The organism is Nocardia niigatensis NBRC 100131, assembly GCF_000308655.1.
Classification (GTDB): Bacteria; Actinomycetota; Actinomycetes; order Mycobacteriales; family Mycobacteriaceae; genus Nocardia; species Nocardia niigatensis.
Map to the genome: position 1 here is coordinate 101,775 of NZ_BAGC01000054.1, position 16,376 is coordinate 118,150.

Below are 16,376 nucleotides of genomic sequence, written 5' to 3' on the forward strand. Positions count from 1 at the left end.
GATTAGTCCTGGATGGTTTCTAGCGTGATCAGCGGATCGCTCACCCGACGTCAGGAGTCACGATGACCACCGCCGATATCCGTCCGTTTCGTATCGCCGTGCCGCAGTCCGATCTCGATGACCTCATGGACCGGCTGGCGCGGGCCCGCTGGACCCGGCAACTCCCGGGCCAGGGTTGGGAGCGCGGCGTCCCGGTGGACTATCTGCGCGAGCTGGCCGAGCATTGGCACACCGAATTCGACTGGCGCGCACAGGAAGCCGCACTCAACGAGTTCCCGCAATTCCTGACCGAGATCGACGGGCTGGACGTGCACTTCCTGCACGTGCGCTCGGAGGACCCGGACGCGTTGCCGCTCATCCTCACCCACGGCTGGCCGAACAGTTTGGTGGAGTTCACGAAAACAATTCCGCTGCTGACGAATCCGCGCGCACACGGCCTGGAGGCGACGCAGGCGTTCCATGTCGTGATTCCCTCGGTGCCGGGTTTCGGATTCTCCGAAGCGCCGCGCGAGCCGGGCATGCGGCCACGTCACGTGGCACACATGTGGGTGGAGCTGATGGCCCGTCTGGGTTACGACCGCTACGGCGCACAGGGCGGCGATCTGGGCGCGTACGTGGTGCAGGAGATGGCGATCGCCGACCCGGGCCACCTGATCGGCGTGCACATCGACGGCGGCATCGGCCTGCCCACCGAGGCGGACGTCCCGACCATGACGGCCGAGGAACGCGCCGAATGGGATCTCATGCAGAAGTGGCGGTCCGGCGTGAATCATCACGTCCTGCTGCGTCAGGCGCCGCAGACCTTCGCGCACGCCTGGACCGACTCCCCCGTCGGCCTGCTCGCCTGGATGGTCCACAAGTTCCACGAATTCTCGCCGCTGGCCGACCGGCTCGAGGATGCGGTTGACCGCGACCAGCTGCTGACCAATGTCAGCGTCTACTGGTTCTCCGATACCGCCGCCACCTCGTCGTGGCCCATGTACAACGGGCTCGGCGACGACGGTTTCGTGTGGCCGTCCGGCCAGAAGCTGGTCCCGGTGGGCGTCTACGCCGGGGGCTCGCCGCTCATGCGCCGGCTCGCCGAGCGCGACAACACCATCGTGCACTGGCCCGAGGGCAATACCGGCAACCACTTCCTCGCCATGGATGTGCCCCGGGCGCACGCGGCCGATATTCAGGCGTTCTTCGGCAAGATCCGCTGAGCCTGCCATATTTGACCGATTGATCTTGAAAGTCGTAGTGTCCTCGGCATGGCGAGGACCAAGGAGTTCGATCCCGACCAGGTGCTCCGCCGAGCTCTCGAATTGTTTTGGGAGCGCGGCTATGAGGCGACGTCCATGTCGGATCTGGTTGAGCATCTTGGGATTGCCCGAGCGAGTATCTACTCGACCTTCGGTGGCAAGCGCGACCTCTACCTGAAGGCACTCCGGCAGTACCTCGAGACCACCGATCCGGTGATCATGGACGAGCTGTCGCAGCCCGGCCCCGTCCTGCCCGCGGTGCGAGCACTCGTGCAGCGGTATGTGCGCGAAGCCTCCAGTCCCGATTCATCTCTGGGCTGCCTCGTCGTGAACAGCGCGGTCGAGTTGGCGCATCGCGACGAGGCGGTCGCGCGGCTCGTGGAGGCCAGCTGGGCTCACCTCGAGACAACACTGACCTCCGCGCTCCTGCGCGCTCGCGCACAGGGCGAATTGGCCGCCGATGCGAACCCGCGCGCACTCGCCCGATTCCTGCTGGTCTTCTTCCAGGGCGTCCGCGTTCTCGAGCGAACACCGGATTCGGCTGCGCGCCTGCGGGATGCGGCGCGAGTGGCCGTATCCGTGCTCGGCTGAACAGGTTTCCCATTCATCCACAGCTTTCCTCACTGCCCGAATTCAAGAACGATCATTCTCCAAAGGAGTCAGGGACGGTCATGAGCACCCGATTCGATGACAAAACTGTGCTGATCACCGGTGGCGCGGGCACGATCGCGGGCGCGACCGCCCAGGCGTTCGCCGAACTCGGGGCCATCGTGGTGCTGGCGGGCCGGGACGCGGACCAGCTGGCCGCCGCGGCCGCGCAGGCCCGGCCGACTGGCCGCAAGGTGGACCGGGGCGGAGAGGTGGACTGGGTGGTCGCCGACGTGACCGACAGCTACCAGGTCGCGGCCATGGTCGAGGAGGTCGTGCGCCGGCACGGCGGCCTGGACGTGGCCTTCAACAATGCCGGAATTCTGGGCACCCCCGCCCCGGTCGGCGAATTGGAGGACGCTGACTGGCATCGAGTGCTGGACGTCAACCTGACCGGCGTTTTCCTGTCCATGAAACATGAGATCGCCCATATGCGCGCCAATGGCGGCGGCGTCATCGTGAATATGGCCTCGAATATCGGCACCCACGGCCGCCGCCCGGGGCTGGCCGCCTACGCGGCGTCCAAAGCGGCGGTGAGCGTGCTGACCCAGACCGCGGCGCGTGACCATATCGGTGACGGCATTCGCATCAATGCGGTCAGCCCGGGTGCGACGGATACGCGAATGTCGTTCCGCCCGGGTGAATCTCGTTCCGATCGCGATGCGCGGGTGGCCTCGGCGATTCCGCTGGGCCGGGTCGCGGATCCGGCCGAGATCGCGGCGGCCGTGGTGTGGCTGGCCTCCCCGGAATCCGCTTTCGTCATCGGGCACGATCTGGTCATCGATGGCGGCGCCACAGCCTGAGCTCACCGTTTGCCCTCCGGGCACGGCGAGCTTCCAATAGCGGAATCGAAGTGGGCTGTTGAACCGGCAGTCATGTCCTTGTCATCTGCGCTGACTAACGTGCTGGGAATTCGCAGGTCGCGTTATAGGAGTCGCGATGAGGGACACACTGCCGTCCAAGAACCAGGTCCTTCAGGCTTGTCGAGGTTCTGATCAGCCGGGGCATCCATTACTACGTGCGGCGCACGATCTGACCGCGCTGCACGAGCGCCTGCTCAATGCCGAACCGGCGCAGCTGATCGAACTCGACACCATCCGAACGGATTTGGTTCACGAGATCGACTGCTGGGTGACCGCGCAATTGCCGCCGTCGCACGGCGCGGCCCGGGTGCACACCGAAACCCTGGGCGCGGTCATCGATCGGCTGGCCCGGTTCACCGCCACGGCCTATGCGGCGCTGGCGCGCGAATCCGGCCGGGAACTCACCATTGCCTGGGAGCATCTGGCCGAATTGGCGGTCGGCTATGAGGATTTGGCGTCGGAGGTGTGCACCGGACGGCGGCGTTTACCCGGCGCACACTGACAATCCGCGACTCATTCCGGCTTGCGCGCCGCGTACCAGTCCAGGAGTTCGGGGACGTCGACGGCCGTGGGGGCCACCACCGTGGACACCTCGGCGCCCTGGAACAGTTTCTTGATCGGCACTTCCAGTTTCTTGCCGGTGCGGGTGTGCGGAATGCCGGGAGCCGCGATGATTTCGTCCGGCACGTGCCGCGGAGACACCTCGGCGCGAATAGTGGCATTGATCCGGGACCGGAGTTCGTCGGTCAATTCGGCCCCGGGGGTCAGCACCACGAACAACGGCATCCAGTAACCGCCGTCCGGTTGTTCGGCGCCGATGACCAGTGCCTCGGCGATTTCCGGAATGCGTTCCACCACCTGATAGATGTCGGCGCTGCCCATGCGGATGCCCTGTCGATTCAGGGTGGAATCGGAGCGGCCGTGCACCACGATGCTGTCGCGCTCGGTGATGGTGATCCAGTCGCCGTGCCGCCACACGCCGGGGAACATCTCGAAGTACGCGTCGCGGTACCGGGACCCGTCCGGGTCGTTCCAGAAGGACACCGGCATGGACGGCATGGGCTTGGTGATGACCAGTTCGCCGACCTCGTCGCGCACCGGGTTACCCTGCTCGTCCCAGGCGTCGAGGGCCACACCGAGATACGGCGCCGACAGTTCGCCGGGCCAGACGGGCACGGTGCGGACGCCGCCGATGAAGGCGGACACCACATCGGTGCCACCGCTGATCGAGGCCACCGGCACCTGCTCGCCGACATTGTCGCGCAACCACAGCGAGGACGAGGGCGGCAGCGACGAGCCGGTGATGCCGACCAGCCGGAGCGCCGACAGGTCATGGTCGGTGCGCGGCACGGATCCGGCCTTGGCGCAGGCCAGCACATAGCCGGGGCTGGTGCCGAGCACGGTCGCTCTGGTGCGGGAGGCCAACTGCCACAGCGCATCCGGCGTGGGCGCGGCGGGGCTCCCGTCGTAGCAGACGATGGTCGCGCCCACCAGCAACCCGGCGACCTGGAAGTTCCACATCATCCAGCTCGGGCTGGTGTACCAGAAGAAGGTGTCCTCCGGTCCGATATCCGATTGCAGGGCTACGGCTTTGAGATGCTCGAGCATGACGCCGCCGTGCCCGTGCACGATGCCCTTGGGCTTGCCGGTGGTGCCGGAGGAGTACAGCACCCACAGCGGGTGCGCGAATTCCACCTCCTCGATGGCGAGTTCGACGAACCCGTCACCGGGATCGGCGCTCTCCCAGGCCAGGGTGTCCGGCACGGTGAGGCCGAGGCGCGGCACCAGCACGGTCGCCGCCAGCGAGGGCAACCCGGCGCGCAGGGCGGCGATATCGGCGGTCTTGTCGTGCGCCTTGCCGCCGAACCGGTAGCCGTCCGCGGTGACCAGGGCCTTCGGTTCCAGCTGCCCGAGCCGGTCGAGCGCGGCGTGGGCGGAGTAGTCCTGGCCGCAGGCACTCCAGACGGCCCCGATGCTGGCGGTGGCCAGGAAGGCGATGACGGCCTCGGGGATGTTCGGCAGGTATCCGGCGACCCGGTCGCCGGGTCCGACGCCCAGCGCGCGCAGGGTGCGGGCGAAGGCGGCGGCGGTGGCGATCATCGCGGCCCAGGAGATCTCGGTGATCTCACCGGTCTCGTCGACGGACAGGATGGCGGGCCGGTCGTCGCGGACCTGCCGCATCACCTGCCCGACATAGTTCAGCGTGGTACCCGGGAACCACTGCGCGCCGGGCATTTCCGTACTCGCCAGCACCTCGTCGGACCGCTCGCCGAGATCGAAGTAGTCCCAGACCGCGCCCCAGAAGCCGGGCAGATCGTCCACCGACCACTGCCACAGGGCTCGATAGTCCGGCAGGGACAGCCCGGTGCGCTTCTCGACGAACAGCGCGAAGCTCGTCACCTGCGCCTCGGCGATGTCCCGGTCGCCCGGCACCCACTGTGGTTCCACCGCAATCCCTCCTACGATGCGAGTCCCGCGCCGCCGGCCGTGGCGGCCCGCTGCACGATTCGCTCGGCATGCCGGATGACCGGCATGTCCACCATGCGCCCCTCGAAGGTGAAGACACCTCGATGATTCGGCGCTTCCGCCAATAGTCTGCGCGCCCAGTCGACTTCGCGGGCCGTCGGCGCGTAGGCGGTCCGGATCACCGGCACCTGGCTGGGGTGGATGGCCACCTTGGCGTCGAAGCCGATGGCGACCGCGTCCTCCGATTCGGCGGCCAGCCCGGTCAGATCCGGGATGTCCAGGAACACCGAGTCCAGCGCGAACTTGCCGTAGGCCTTGGCTGCCAGCAGGGATTGGGAGCGCACGTGCCGCGCCACGTCCCGGTAGCCGCCGTCGGCGTGCCGGCTGGAGTTGCCGCCGAGCGCGGCGACCAGGTCCTCGGCGCCCCACATGACGCCGATGGCATTGCGCACCATGACCGCCCGGCCGACGGCGAGCGCGCCCAGCGGGGATTCGATGAGCGCGATCACCTCGTAGTCGGCGAGCCGCGTGATCTGTTCGGCCGATTCGCATTTGGGCAGCATGATGCGCCGGTACCCGGTGCGCACCAGAGCGTCCAGGTCGAGCATGTGCTCGAAGGTGCCCGCGGCATTGACCCGGACAATGGTGCGTTCGGGATCCAGCGGGGTGTCGATGAGCGCCTCGCGGGCCGCCGCCTTGTCGGACTCGGCGACGCCGTCCTCGAGGTCGAGGATCACCACGTCGGCCGCGGCGAGGGCCTTGCCGTAGCGCTCGGGCCGGTCCGCGGGGCAGAACAGCCAAGCGGGGCCGGGCATTTCCCAACTCATGCGGGGTCCTCCGGCGAGCCGGCTGCGGGACTCCGCCTCACCAGGGTCTTGCGGGTCGCGGTGGCCACGATGTCACCGTGCTGGTTGCGCCCGGTGTGCGCGAAGGTCACGATGCCCTCGCCCGGGCGGCTCTTGGACTCGCGCAGGTCGGTGACCACGGTCTCCGCGTACAGGGTGTCCCCGTGGAAGAGCGGCTTGGGGAAGGCGATCTCGGAGAAGCCGAGGTTGGCCACGATGGTGCCCTGGGTCAGCTGCGCCACCGACAGGCCGACCAGGGTGGACAGCGTGAACATGGAGTTCACCAGCCGCTGATGGAACGGCGGCAGCGCCTCGGAGAACGCGGCATCCAGGTGCAGCGCTTGCGTGTTCATGGTCAGCGTCGTGAACAGCACATTGTCGGCCTCGGTGATGGTGCGACCGGGCCGGTGCTCGTACACCACGCCGATCTCGAACTCGTCGAACCACAAGCCGCGCTGGACAACCCGCTTCGGGGCTACGTCTGCCACAGCCCGAGCTCCCGCCCGATCAGCATCAACTGCACCTCCGTGGTGCCCTCACCGATTTCCAGGATCTTGCTGTCGCGATAGTGCCGGGCCACAGCATATTCGTTCATGAAGCCGTAGCCACCGAAGATCTGTGTGGCGTCGCGGGCATTGTCCATGGCGGCCTCGCTGGCGACCAGCTTCGCGATGGCGGCCTGCTTCTTGAAAGGCTTGCCGGACAGCATGAGTGCGGCCGCGTCGTAGTAGGCGGTGCGGGCCATGTGGGCGCGCGCCTCCATGCGGGCGATCTTGAAGGCGATGGCCTGGTTGGTGCCGATGGGGCGGCCGAAGGCTTCCCGTTCCTTGGCGTAGCGCACGCTCTCGTTCACACAGCCCTGGGCCGCACCGACCGACAGCGCCGCGATGGCGATCCGGCCCTCGTCGAGGATGCGCAGGAAGTTGGCGTAGCCGCGGCCGCGCTCGCCGAGCAGGTTCTCGGCGGGCACCCGGACGTCGTCGAAGCTGAGCGGGTGGGTGTCGGAGGCGTTCCAGCCGACCTTGTTGTAGGCGGGCTCGGCGGTGAAGCCGGGAGTGTCGGCCGGCACGATGATCGTCGAGATCTCCTTCTTGCCGTCCACTTCGCCAGTGACCGCGGTGACCGTCACCAGCCGGGTGATGTCGGTGCCCGAGTTGGTGATGAACTGCTTGGAGCCGTTGATGATCCAGCTGTCGCCGTCCAGCCGCGCGGTGGTCCGGGTGCCGCCCGCGTCACTGCCGGCGCCCGGCTCGGTGAGGCCGAACGCGCCCAGCGCGCGCCCGCTGGCCAGCAGCGGCAGCCACTCCGCCTTCTGCTTGTCGTTGCCGAAGCGGTAGATCGGCATGGCGCCCAGCGAGACGCCCGCCTCCAGGGTGATGGCCACGCTCTGGTCGACCTTGCCGAGCTCCTCGAGGGCCAGGCAGAGGGCGAAGTAGTCGCCGCCCATGCCGCCGAACTCCTCGGGGAACGGCAGGCCGAACAGGCCCATGTCGGCCATGCCCGCGACCACCTCGTAGGGGAAGCTGTGCTCGGCGTCGTGCTTGGCGGCGACCGGGGCCACCACCTGGTTGGCGAAATCGCGGACGGTGAGCGCGAGGTCGCGGTACTCGTCCGGCAGGGTTCCGGTGGACAGGAAGTCGGTCATGACTGGGTGTTCTCCTCGGCGATGATGCGAGCCAGCGGCTGTTCGAGTTTCACCTGCGCGCCGGGCTCGACCAGCAGTTCGACGCGACCGGCAATGGGTGCGGTGAGGGTGTGTTCCATCTTCATGGCCTCCACCACCACGATGGGCGTGCCCGCGGCGACCAGGTCGCCGTCGGCGGCGGGGGTGGCGATGACCGAACCCGGCATGGGGCTCTGGATCTCGGCGTCGCCGACATGGGCGTCACCGCCGCGCACATCGGCCTCGGCGACCTCGCGCAGCAGGGCGGTGCCGGTGCGGTCGGCGACCCAGATGCGGCCGGGCTGCGCGGCGACCCGGTAGCGGGTGCGCAGACCGTCGAGCACCAGGGCGAGCGCGTCACCGTCGGATTCGACTGTCAGGGTGCGCTTCTCGCCGCCCTCGACCCAGGCAGTGGCCCGGTCCGGGGTGCCGGCCAGGTACACGTGCGCGGTGCGGTCGCCGCCGATCAGGCGAATGCCGGTGGGCGTGTGCGCGCCGACCCGCCAGCCGGTGGGCTGCTGCCACGGATCGACCGGGCCGGCCGGCCAGCGGTCCAGCCAGAGCTGCGCGGCCGCGGCGATGAACTGCCCGTCGGTGACCGGCGCGGGCGCGAAATCGGCGGCGCGACGATCCAGCAGTCCGGTGTCGAGCCGTCCGGCGAGCACATCCGGGTCGGCCAGCAGGAAGCGCGCGAAATCGGTGTTGGTGCGCACGCCCAGGATCTGGGTATCCCGCAGGGCCGCATCGAGTTTGGCGATGGCGGCGGTGCGGTCGGCGGCGTGGGCGATGACCTTGGACAGCATCGGGTCGTAGTCGGTGCCGACCACGGTGCCCGCGCGCAGGCCCGAATCCACCCGCACGCCGGGACCTTCCGGCTCCGACAACGCGAGCACGGTGCCGCCGGTGGGCAGGAAGTCGCGACCCGGATCCTCGGCGTAGACGCGCGCCTCGATGGCATGGCCGGTGAGGCGGATGTCGTCCTGGGCGGCCGCCAGCTTCTGCCCGGCCGCGATCCGGACCTGGCATTCCACCAGGTCGACACCGGTGACCAGCTCGGTGACCGGGTGTTCGACCTGCAGGCGGGTGTTCATCTCCATGAAGAAGAACTCCTCCGGCCGGTCGGCGGAGACGATGAACTCCACGGTGCCCGCGCCGACATAGTCGACACTGCGCGCGGTATTGCAGGCGGCCGCGCCGATCCGGGCGCGGGTCTCCGCGTCCAACAGCGGAGAGGGGGCCTCCTCGATCACCTTCTGGTGGCGGCGCTGCAGGCTGCACTCGCGTTCACCCAGGTGCAGCACGTGGCCGAACTGGTCGGCCAGGATCTGCACCTCGATGTGGCGCGGGCGGGTGACGAAACGTTCCAGGAAGAGGGTGTCGTCGCCGAAGGCCGCGCCGGCCTCGCGCCGGGCGCTGGCCAGGGCGGCGGGCAGATCGGCCGGATCATCGACCCGGCGCATGCCCTTGCCGCCGCCACCGGCGGAAGGCTTCACCAGCACCGGGTAGCCGATCTCCGTTGCGGCGTCGATCAATTCGGCGTCGGTGAGGCCGGGCCGGGCGATGCCGGGCACCACGGGCACGCCGTATTCGGCGACCGCGTTCTTGGCGGTGATCTTGTCACCCATCACCTCGATGGCGCGGGCGGACGGGCCCAGGAAGGCGATGCCCGCCGCCTCGAGCGCGGCCGCGAAGGCCGAATTCTCGGACAGGAAGCCGTATCCCGGGTGCACGGCCTGCGCGCCGGAGCGCACGGCGGCCGCGACCACCTTGTCGATGCTCAGGTAGGACTCGCGCGCGGGGGCGGGACCGAGGCGGACCGCGGTGTCGGCCTCGCGGACGTGGCGGGCGCCGGCGTCGGCGTCGCTGTAGACCGCGACCGATCGAATTCCCATGGCCCGCAGGGTGTGAATGACCCGCACCGCGATCTCGCCGCGATTGGCGACCAGCACGGTGTCGAAGGCAACAGGTAGTGCGCTGTTCATCATGGTCATCACATCCGGAAGACGCCGTAGGAGATGGGCTCGAGCGGGGCCTGCGCGCAGACCGAGAGGGCAAGGCCGACAACGGTTCTGGTGTCGGCCGGGTCGATGACGCCGTCGTCCCAGAGCCGGGCCGTGGAGTAGTACGGGTTGCCCTGGTGTTCGTACTGCTCACGGATCGGGGCCTTGAACGCCTCCAGATCCGCCTCGGACTGCGCTCCACCTCCCTGCGCTTCGCCGCGCACGGTGGCCAGCACCGACGCCGCCTGCTCGCCGCCCATGACCGAGATGCGGGCATTGGGCCACATCCACAGGAAGCGCGGCGAATACGCGCGCCCGCACATGGAGTAGTTGCCCGCGCCGTAGGAGCCGCCGATGACCACGGTCAGCTTGGGCACCCGGGCGCACGCCACCGCGGTCACCATCTTGGCGCCGTGCTTGGCGATGCCGCCCGCCTCGTAGTCGCGCCCGACCATGAAGCCGGTGATGTTCTGCAGGAACAGCAGCGGGATCTTGCGCTTGTCGCACAGTTCGATGAAATGCGCGCCCTTCATGGCGGATTCGCTGAACAGCACGCCGTTGTTGGCCACGATGCCGACCGGGTGGCCGTGGATGTGGGCGAAGCCGGTGACCAGGGTCTTGCCGTATTCGGCCTTGAACTCCTGGAATTCGCCACCGTCGATGATGCGGGTGATGACCTCGCGGACGTCGTAGGGGGTGCGCAGGTCGACCGGCACCACGTCGTACAGCTCGTCCTGCGGCGCGATCGGATCGATGGTCGGGACCACGTCCCACGGCGTCGGGGTCTTCGGGCCGAGGGTGGCCACGATATTGCGCACGATGCGCAGCGCGTCCTGATCGCTCTCGGCCAGGTGGTCGGTGACGCCCGAGGTGCGCGAGTGCAGATCGCCGCCGCCCAGCTCCTCGGCGGTGACGACCTCGCCGGTGGCCGCCTTCACCAGCGGCGGGCCGCCCAGGAAGATGGTGCCCTGATTGCGCACGATGACGGTCTCGTCGCTCATGGCGGGGACGTACGCGCCGCCGGCGGTGCAGGAGCCGAGCACCGCGGAGATCTGCGCGATCCCCCTGGCGCTCATGTTCGCCTGGTTGTAGAAGATGCGGCCGAAGTGCTCGCGGTCGGGGAACACCTCGTCCTGGCGCGGCAGGTAGGCCCCGCCGGAGTCGACCAGGTAGATGCACGGCAGGTTGTTCTGCAGCGCCACCTCCTGGGCCCGCAGGTGCTTCTTGACGGTCATCGGGTAGTAGGTGCCGCCCTTGACCGTCGCGTCGTTGGCGATGATCACGCACTCGCGCCCGGAGACCCGGCCGATGCCGCCGATGACGCCCGCGCCCGGCGACTGGTCGTCGTACATGCCGTTGGCCGCCAGCGGCGACAGCTCCAGGAACGGGCTGCCGGTGTCCAGCAGCTGGTCCACCCGCTGGCGCGGCAGCAGCTTGCCGCGCGCCAGGTGCCGTTCCCGGGCCTTCTCCGGTCCGCCCAGTGCGCTGACGGCCAGCCGCTCCCGCAACTCGTCGACCAACGCCAGATGTGCGGCCCGGTTCCCGGTCCGCGTGCCTTCGGTCAGCGTCATTCGCTCCGCCTCCCCGTGCGACCGGTCCGGTCCGCTCGGTTAGTCACCAATAACTGGAAAATAAGATAATCTTCACTAACTGAGTTGTCCAGCATCGACGCGAGGGAGCCACGGTGGACACTGCGGAAACCGTCACGCTCACCCGTCGTGAGCAGCTCAAAGCCCAGCGCAGACAGCAACTGCTGGAGGCCGGGGCGCGGCTCATCGCCGATCGCGGTTTCCTGGGCATGCGGCTCGACGATCTGGGCGCGGCGGCCGGGATCAGCGGGCCCGCGGTGTACCGGCACTTCCCCAACAAGGAGGCGCTGCTGGTCGAGCTGCTGGTCGGCATCAGTCAGCGGCTGCTCGACGGCGGCAAGGCGGTGGCCGAATCGGCGGAGTCGCCCCAGCAGGCGCTGGGCGGACTGGTGGACTTCCACCTCGACTTCGCGCTCGGCGAGCCCGAACTCATCCGGATCCAGGATCGCGACCTGGAGAACCTGCCGGAATCGGCGCGCCGGCAGGTGCGGCGCACCCAGCGGCAGTACGTGGAGGTCTGGGTGGGGGTGCTGCGCGAACTGCGGCCGGAGCTACCCGAGCAGACGGCGCGCGTGCAGGCGCACGCGACTTTCGGCCTGATCAACTCCACGCCGCACAGCGCACCGGCCAGCGCGACCCGCGCACGACCGGTGCTGCGGCGCATGGCGCTCGCTGCCCTGGGGTGAGGTCGGCACCGCATTGAGATCGACGCTGGGTGAGATCGGCACTGGGCTGAATTCCCCTGGCACGGCATGGATATGGCGCGGGCGGAGATGGTCCGCCCACGCGGAGCGAGGTCGGGAGAGGTGACCCCGCAGCCCGACGAGCCAGCGACCACGCCATGGCGTGGGGCACTCGCGGTGGCGGGCCGATTCTCCCCGAGCGCGGTCGGGGACGGTGGCGCGAGCGGAAGCGAATCCGCCCGCACCACTGTCCTTCTCAGTGCTTCGAACCGGTGATCCGGGTCCGCGCCGCGGCCAGCCGGGCGGCGAATTCCGGAGACTCCAGCGAGGCCAGCTGCGGCACCACCTCGGTGTTCACCGCCTCGGCGTGGGCGGCCAGGGCCCGGGTGGCGCGCATGGTGCGCTTGGTGGTGATGAGCAGCTCGCGCGGGACTTCCGCGGTGGCGGCGGCGAATTCGACCGCGGCGGCCACCAGGGCGGCGTGATCGCCGTCCACGACGCGGTGCACCAGACCGGCCCGCTCCGCGGCCTGCGCGTCCAGCACCTCACCGAACAGCGTCATGGCCGTCGCCTGCTGCGGGCCCACCGCGCGCTGCAGCATCCAGGTCATGCCGCCGCCCGGGTGGATGCCCAGGCGCAGGAAGCGAGCGTCGAAGCGCGCCTTGGTATTCGCGAAACGCAGGTCCGCGGCCAGGGCCAGGTTCAGGCCCGCGCCGACCGCCGCGCCGCCGACCGCGGCGACCGTCGGCAGCTTGCAGCGCGCGACCGCGAGGAAGCCCTCGTAGATGGCCCGCAGGCCCTCTTCCCTCGCCTCACCCAGGGCGGTCAGGTTCGCGCCCGCACAGAAGGCCGGGGGCGTACCGGTCACCACCAGCGCGTGCACCGATTCGTCGGCCTCCGCGTCCGCCACCGCGTCCGCGAGATCGGCGGATAGGTCCAGCGTCAACGCATTCCGCTTGTCTGGGTCGTGCACCGTTACGAGCGCCACTGAGCTCAGGCGCTCCACCTTGATCTCCGCCATGGCCCCAGATGGTAACCCGCGTCACCGTCCGCCGAGTTCGCGCTCCGCGGTTCGCAGCACCATCACGAAACCGCCGTGCACCACCGGCAGGAAGATCCGCGTCCACAGCGGCGCGAGTACGGGGGCAGCGATCTCGAAGGTGGACGACCAGCGCACCCGGGTGCCCGCCGCGACCGGCTCGCAGGTGATGGAGCCCTCCTGATGCCGCAGCGGCGGAACGGAATTCAGCAACCGGTAGCGCATGAGCCGGGGCGGATCGTATTCCACGATCTCCTCGGTGAGGCGCAGCAGCGGGGTCACCACCAGCCGCACCGCGCCCACGCCGTTGCCGGCCTTGTCACCGGGGCGCACCAGCGTGACGCGGCGGACCAGCGGGACCCGTTGGTAATTGGCGACATCGGTGAGCCAGTCGAAGACATCGGGCGGCGGCGCCGCGATGGTGCGTTCGACATCAACCGTGCGCATGCCGGCTCCGTTCTGATGGACGCGGATCCTGTGCGCAGCCTACGAGATCGGCGGCGCGGCGTCGACGGAAATGCCTGGTGACTACCATTGCGTTATGACCGTCGAGGAGCAGCCGCAGCGCGTGATCCGCCGCCGCCCGAAGAACCGGCGGGCGCAGATCGCCGCCACCTCGGCCGCTGCCTTCGGTTCGCTCGGTTATCACGGCGTGAGCATGGAGGATATCGCCGCGCGGCTCGGCATCTCCTCGGCCGCGCTGTATCGCCACTATCCGAGCAAATACGCGCTCTTCCGGGAGGAACTGCTACGGCTGGCCCAGCTGACCGCGGCGGCCGCCACCCCGCCGGACGAGTCCGAGGGCCTGTCCCCGCGCGAGCGGCTGGACCGGGTGCTGGACCGGTTGATCGCCGAGACCATCGCCAATCGCGCCACCGTGACCCTGGTGCGCTGGGAGCGCCGCTACCTCGACGACACCGACCGGCGAACGCTGGAGGAGCAGTTCACCGCGGCGCTGGCCACGCTGCGTGCGCTCATCGCGGACGTGCGGCCCGAACTCGACGGGCACAGTCGCGCGGTGCGGGCGGTGTCGCTGCTCAGTGTCATCTCCAGCATCGGCGACCACCACGCCACGCTGCCCGCGAAATCGCTGACGGCCCTGCTGCATTCGGCCTGCGACGCCATCGTCGCGACCGAGCTGCCGCCGGAGGGGACCGTCGCCGAGGCGCCGCGGGCGGTCGAGATCCCGCAGAGTTTCAAGCATGAGCTGCTGCTCAAGAAGGCCGTCGAACTGTTCCACGCGCGCGGCTATCCGAATGTGAGCGTCGAGGACATCGCGGCGGCGGCTGATCTGTCGGCGGCCTCGGCGGTGTACAGGTATTACCGCAGCAAGGGCGATCTGCTGGCCGCCGCGTTCCGCCGGGCGGCGGATCGGGTGTCGGGGGCGATCGGCCCGGCGGTGGCGTCCTCGTCGAGTCCGGCCGAGGCGATGAGCAAGCTGGTGGACCTGTATGTCGCGGGGTCGTTCGCCGAGCGCGAGCTGACCTTCGTGTACTACGCCGAATTCGGCCATGTGGCGCCCGAGGAGCGCACCATGCTGCGCAATGTGCAGCGGCTCATCGTGACCGAGTGGGTGCGGCTGCTGGTGGCGGTGCGCCCGGAACTGTCCGACGGCGAGGCGCGCATCCTGGTGCAGGCCGCCTTCGGCCTGGTGGTGGACCTGGGCCGGGAGTTCGGCGGCCATCCGTCGATCTGCCCGCAGCCCAGGGTGATCCGGCTGATGGAGGCCACTCTCTTCGGCGCCGGAACGCCGGAATCCTGACGCCTAACTGCTCAGGGCTCGCATCGGGGTGAAGGGCGCGTAGTCGCACACATGGCCCTGGTCCCAGTCCCACAGCGAAATCGGATCGACGGCCACGCCGCTCTGCAGAATGAGCCGCCAGCCACCGTCCTCCCGCTGCCAGATGTCGCCGTCGCGGTCCCAATAGAGGCCGCTGTTGTGCGGTTCGACCGTGTCACTCCGGCTCATGGTCTTCCTCTCATAGCTACCCGTGAGCGATTGCTCGGCATCGGGCGGCCGGGCACCGGCGCGCGTGAACGCGGCGAGCACGGCCTCGTAATCCTCGCTCCTGCTCACAACTGTCACCATTGGCGATCCCGGTGTAGCGACCGTGCCGCAAAAGCATTCGCCGCCACGTTTCGGGGACTTTCTCGGGGTGATCGGGCTTCTCTTCTGAGCAAATATATTTGCCTCGCATTCGCCTCTGGAGCATTCCGCATGCGCGAGTCGAATTCGCGCGCCGGATTCCGACGAGCGCGACCGGTCGACGGTGAATAATTGCCGGCCCGATTCGACTCAGGATATAAGACCAAGCGGTTCGCTTCAGTGCAACGCGTATGCCTCGGGACGGCGGTATCGTGCTGTGCGCGTGCGCATTCACGCACGGTCGGGGCGGGTTGAACGATATGGGCCGGAAGGCGTTGTTGCACATGGGAATCACCACGAAGGTCGCCGCTGCCGTTCTCGGGACCGCGCTGCTGTCCGCAGGGATGACGCAGGTGTCGGCGGGAACGGCGCAGGCCGCACCGGACACCGGATCCGGCGGCGCCACGCTCCCGGCGGGGACCACCATCGAACCCGCCATCGATTGCGCGCCGACGGCGGCGCATCCGGAACCGGTGGTGGTGCTGCCGGGTGCGGACGGCACACCGGAACAGACTGCCGCGCAATGGGACACCATGCTCGGCGCGCTGCGCGGGGCCGGATACTGCGCCCTGCTGTTCCAGGGCGGTATAGCGAACGACAAGCGGTGGAACGGCGACATGGCCGCCGAGGCGCGGCAGGTCGCGGATTTCATCGCGAAGGTGCGGCAGACCACCGGGGCCGACAAGGTCGAGATCGTGGCGCACTCGGCGGGAAGCATCATGTCGAACTACTACCTGAAGGTGCTCGGCGGAGCACCGACGGTCAGCCACGCGGTCTTCCTCACCCCGGAGGTGCGCGGCTGCGACGGCGCCGGCGTACTCGGAATCCCGAATCCGCCGATCACCCCGGTGCAGATGCTGACCTCGATGCCGTTCCTGGCCCCCTTACTGGCGGCCGGCTCCCAGGATCTGGCCGTCGCCATGCAGATGGCCCCGACGTCGGCGCTGTACCACGCCGTTTTCGACACCGCGGTCACCCAGCCCGGCGTCACCTACTCGGTGATCGCCACTCGCCGCGATCAGCTCGCCACCCCCGCCCCCGCCTGCTCGACGCTGGACGAGCCGGGCGTCGTCAACGCGGTGTACGAGGATCTGTTCCCCGATGCGGAGGCGGTGGATCACTCCCTGATCCGGTCCAGCACGAACACCGCGGGCTGGGTCCTGCAGCAGTTGCAACGCTGACCGCCCCCGGGC

Annotated in this window: 16 protein-coding genes; 7 read left to right on the forward strand and 9 right to left on the reverse strand. The window is 68.9% G+C overall.

What is annotated here, in order from left to right; translation table 11 throughout:
* The first annotated feature begins 62 nt into the window (after positions 1 to 62).
* The 4 genes from ON33_RS26065 (at position 63) to ON33_RS26080 (ending at position 3,254) form a co-directional block, all read left to right on the forward strand.
* Positions 63 to 1,202, forward strand: a complete 1,140-nt coding sequence (locus ON33_RS26065; RefSeq protein WP_040861728.1) for an epoxide hydrolase family protein — start codon at positions 63 to 65, stop codon at positions 1,200 to 1,202.
* Between the two features lie 48 nt (positions 1,203 to 1,250).
* On the forward strand, positions 1,251 to 1,832 hold the full coding sequence (locus tag ON33_RS26070) for a TetR/AcrR family transcriptional regulator (protein ID WP_040861729.1): 582 nt from the start codon (positions 1,251 to 1,253) through the stop codon (positions 1,830 to 1,832).
* Between the two features lie 80 nt (positions 1,833 to 1,912).
* Positions 1,913 to 2,692: an SDR family NAD(P)-dependent oxidoreductase gene (locus tag ON33_RS26075; protein WP_040861730.1), complete on the forward strand. Its 780-nt coding sequence runs from the start codon at positions 1,913 to 1,915 to the stop codon at positions 2,690 to 2,692.
* 136 nt (positions 2,693 to 2,828) lie between these two features.
* On the forward strand, positions 2,829 to 3,254 hold the full coding sequence (locus tag ON33_RS26080; RefSeq protein ID WP_040861731.1) for a DUF4254 domain-containing protein: 426 nt from the start codon (positions 2,829 to 2,831) through the stop codon (positions 3,252 to 3,254).
* Between the two features lie 11 nt (positions 3,255 to 3,265).
* Here ON33_RS26080 and ON33_RS26085 read toward each other — a convergent pair whose 3' ends face one another.
* The 6 genes from ON33_RS26085 to ON33_RS26110 are packed head-to-tail and all read right to left on the reverse strand — an operon-like array spanning position 3,266 to position 11,297.
* On the reverse strand, positions 3,266 to 5,200 hold the full coding sequence (locus ON33_RS26085; RefSeq protein ID WP_040861732.1) for an acetoacetate--CoA ligase: 1,935 nt from the start codon (positions 5,198 to 5,200) through the stop codon (positions 3,266 to 3,268).
* A gap of 11 nt (positions 5,201 to 5,211) precedes the next feature.
* Positions 5,212 to 6,045, reverse strand: coding sequence for an HpcH/HpaI aldolase/citrate lyase family protein (locus ON33_RS26090; RefSeq protein WP_040861733.1), 834 nt, complete (start codon positions 6,043 to 6,045; stop codon positions 5,212 to 5,214).
* Positions 6,042 to 6,551: a MaoC family dehydratase gene (locus ON33_RS26095; protein WP_040861734.1), complete on the reverse strand. Its 510-nt coding sequence runs from the start codon at positions 6,549 to 6,551 to the stop codon at positions 6,042 to 6,044. Before ON33_RS26095 ends, ON33_RS26090 begins: the two co-directional genes overlap by 4 nt.
* Positions 6,539 to 7,708, reverse strand: a complete 1,170-nt coding sequence (locus ON33_RS26100; RefSeq protein ID WP_040861735.1) for an acyl-CoA dehydrogenase family protein — start codon at positions 7,706 to 7,708, stop codon at positions 6,539 to 6,541. The genes ON33_RS26095 and ON33_RS26100 overlap by 13 nt, the downstream gene beginning before the upstream one ends.
* Positions 7,705 to 9,711 carry an acetyl/propionyl/methylcrotonyl-CoA carboxylase subunit alpha gene (locus tag ON33_RS26105; RefSeq protein ID WP_040861775.1) on the reverse strand — a complete coding sequence of 669 codons (2,007 nt, stop codon included), beginning with the start codon at positions 9,709 to 9,711 and terminating at the stop codon, positions 7,705 to 7,707. Before ON33_RS26105 ends, ON33_RS26100 begins: the two co-directional genes overlap by 4 nt.
* 5 nt (positions 9,712 to 9,716) lie before the next feature.
* On the reverse strand, positions 9,717 to 11,297 hold the full coding sequence (locus ON33_RS26110; protein ID WP_040861736.1) for a carboxyl transferase domain-containing protein: 1,581 nt from the start codon (positions 11,295 to 11,297) through the stop codon (positions 9,717 to 9,719).
* A 113-nt stretch (positions 11,298 to 11,410) separates the two neighbouring features.
* Here ON33_RS26110 and ON33_RS26115 point away from each other — a divergent pair, with 113 nt between their 5' ends.
* Complete coding sequence (locus ON33_RS26115; RefSeq protein WP_040861737.1) at positions 11,411 to 12,001, forward strand: SACE_7040 family transcriptional regulator; 591 nt, start codon at positions 11,411 to 11,413, stop codon at positions 11,999 to 12,001.
* Positions 12,002 to 12,254: 253 nt separating this feature from the next.
* On the opposite strand, the gene ON33_RS26120 is transcribed toward ON33_RS26115, so the two are convergent.
* Both ON33_RS26120 and ON33_RS26125 read right to left on the reverse strand, forming a co-directional pair.
* A complete protein-coding gene (locus tag ON33_RS26120) occupies positions 12,255 to 13,019 on the reverse strand; it encodes an enoyl-CoA hydratase (protein ID WP_040861738.1) in 765 nt (254 codons plus the stop codon).
* Positions 13,020 to 13,040: 21 nt separating this feature from the next.
* A complete protein-coding gene (locus tag ON33_RS26125; protein WP_040861739.1) occupies positions 13,041 to 13,484 on the reverse strand; it encodes an SRPBCC family protein in 444 nt (147 codons plus the stop codon).
* 94 nt (positions 13,485 to 13,578) lie between these two features.
* On the opposite strand from ON33_RS26125, the gene ON33_RS26130 reads away from it, so the two are divergent.
* A complete protein-coding gene (locus ON33_RS26130; protein WP_040861740.1) occupies positions 13,579 to 14,799 on the forward strand; it encodes a TetR/AcrR family transcriptional regulator in 1,221 nt (406 codons plus the stop codon).
* Positions 14,800 to 14,802: 3 nt separating this feature from the next.
* On the opposite strand, the gene ON33_RS26135 is transcribed toward ON33_RS26130, so the two are convergent.
* Positions 14,803 to 15,114, reverse strand: coding sequence for a hypothetical protein (locus ON33_RS26135; RefSeq protein ID WP_157184735.1), 312 nt, complete (start codon positions 15,112 to 15,114; stop codon positions 14,803 to 14,805).
* A gap of 353 nt (positions 15,115 to 15,467) precedes the next feature.
* On the opposite strand from ON33_RS26135, the gene ON33_RS26140 reads away from it, so the two are divergent.
* Complete coding sequence (locus ON33_RS26140; RefSeq protein ID WP_157184736.1) at positions 15,468 to 16,364, forward strand: esterase/lipase family protein; 897 nt, start codon at positions 15,468 to 15,470, stop codon at positions 16,362 to 16,364.
* Positions 16,365 to 16,376: the final 12 nt, after the last annotated feature.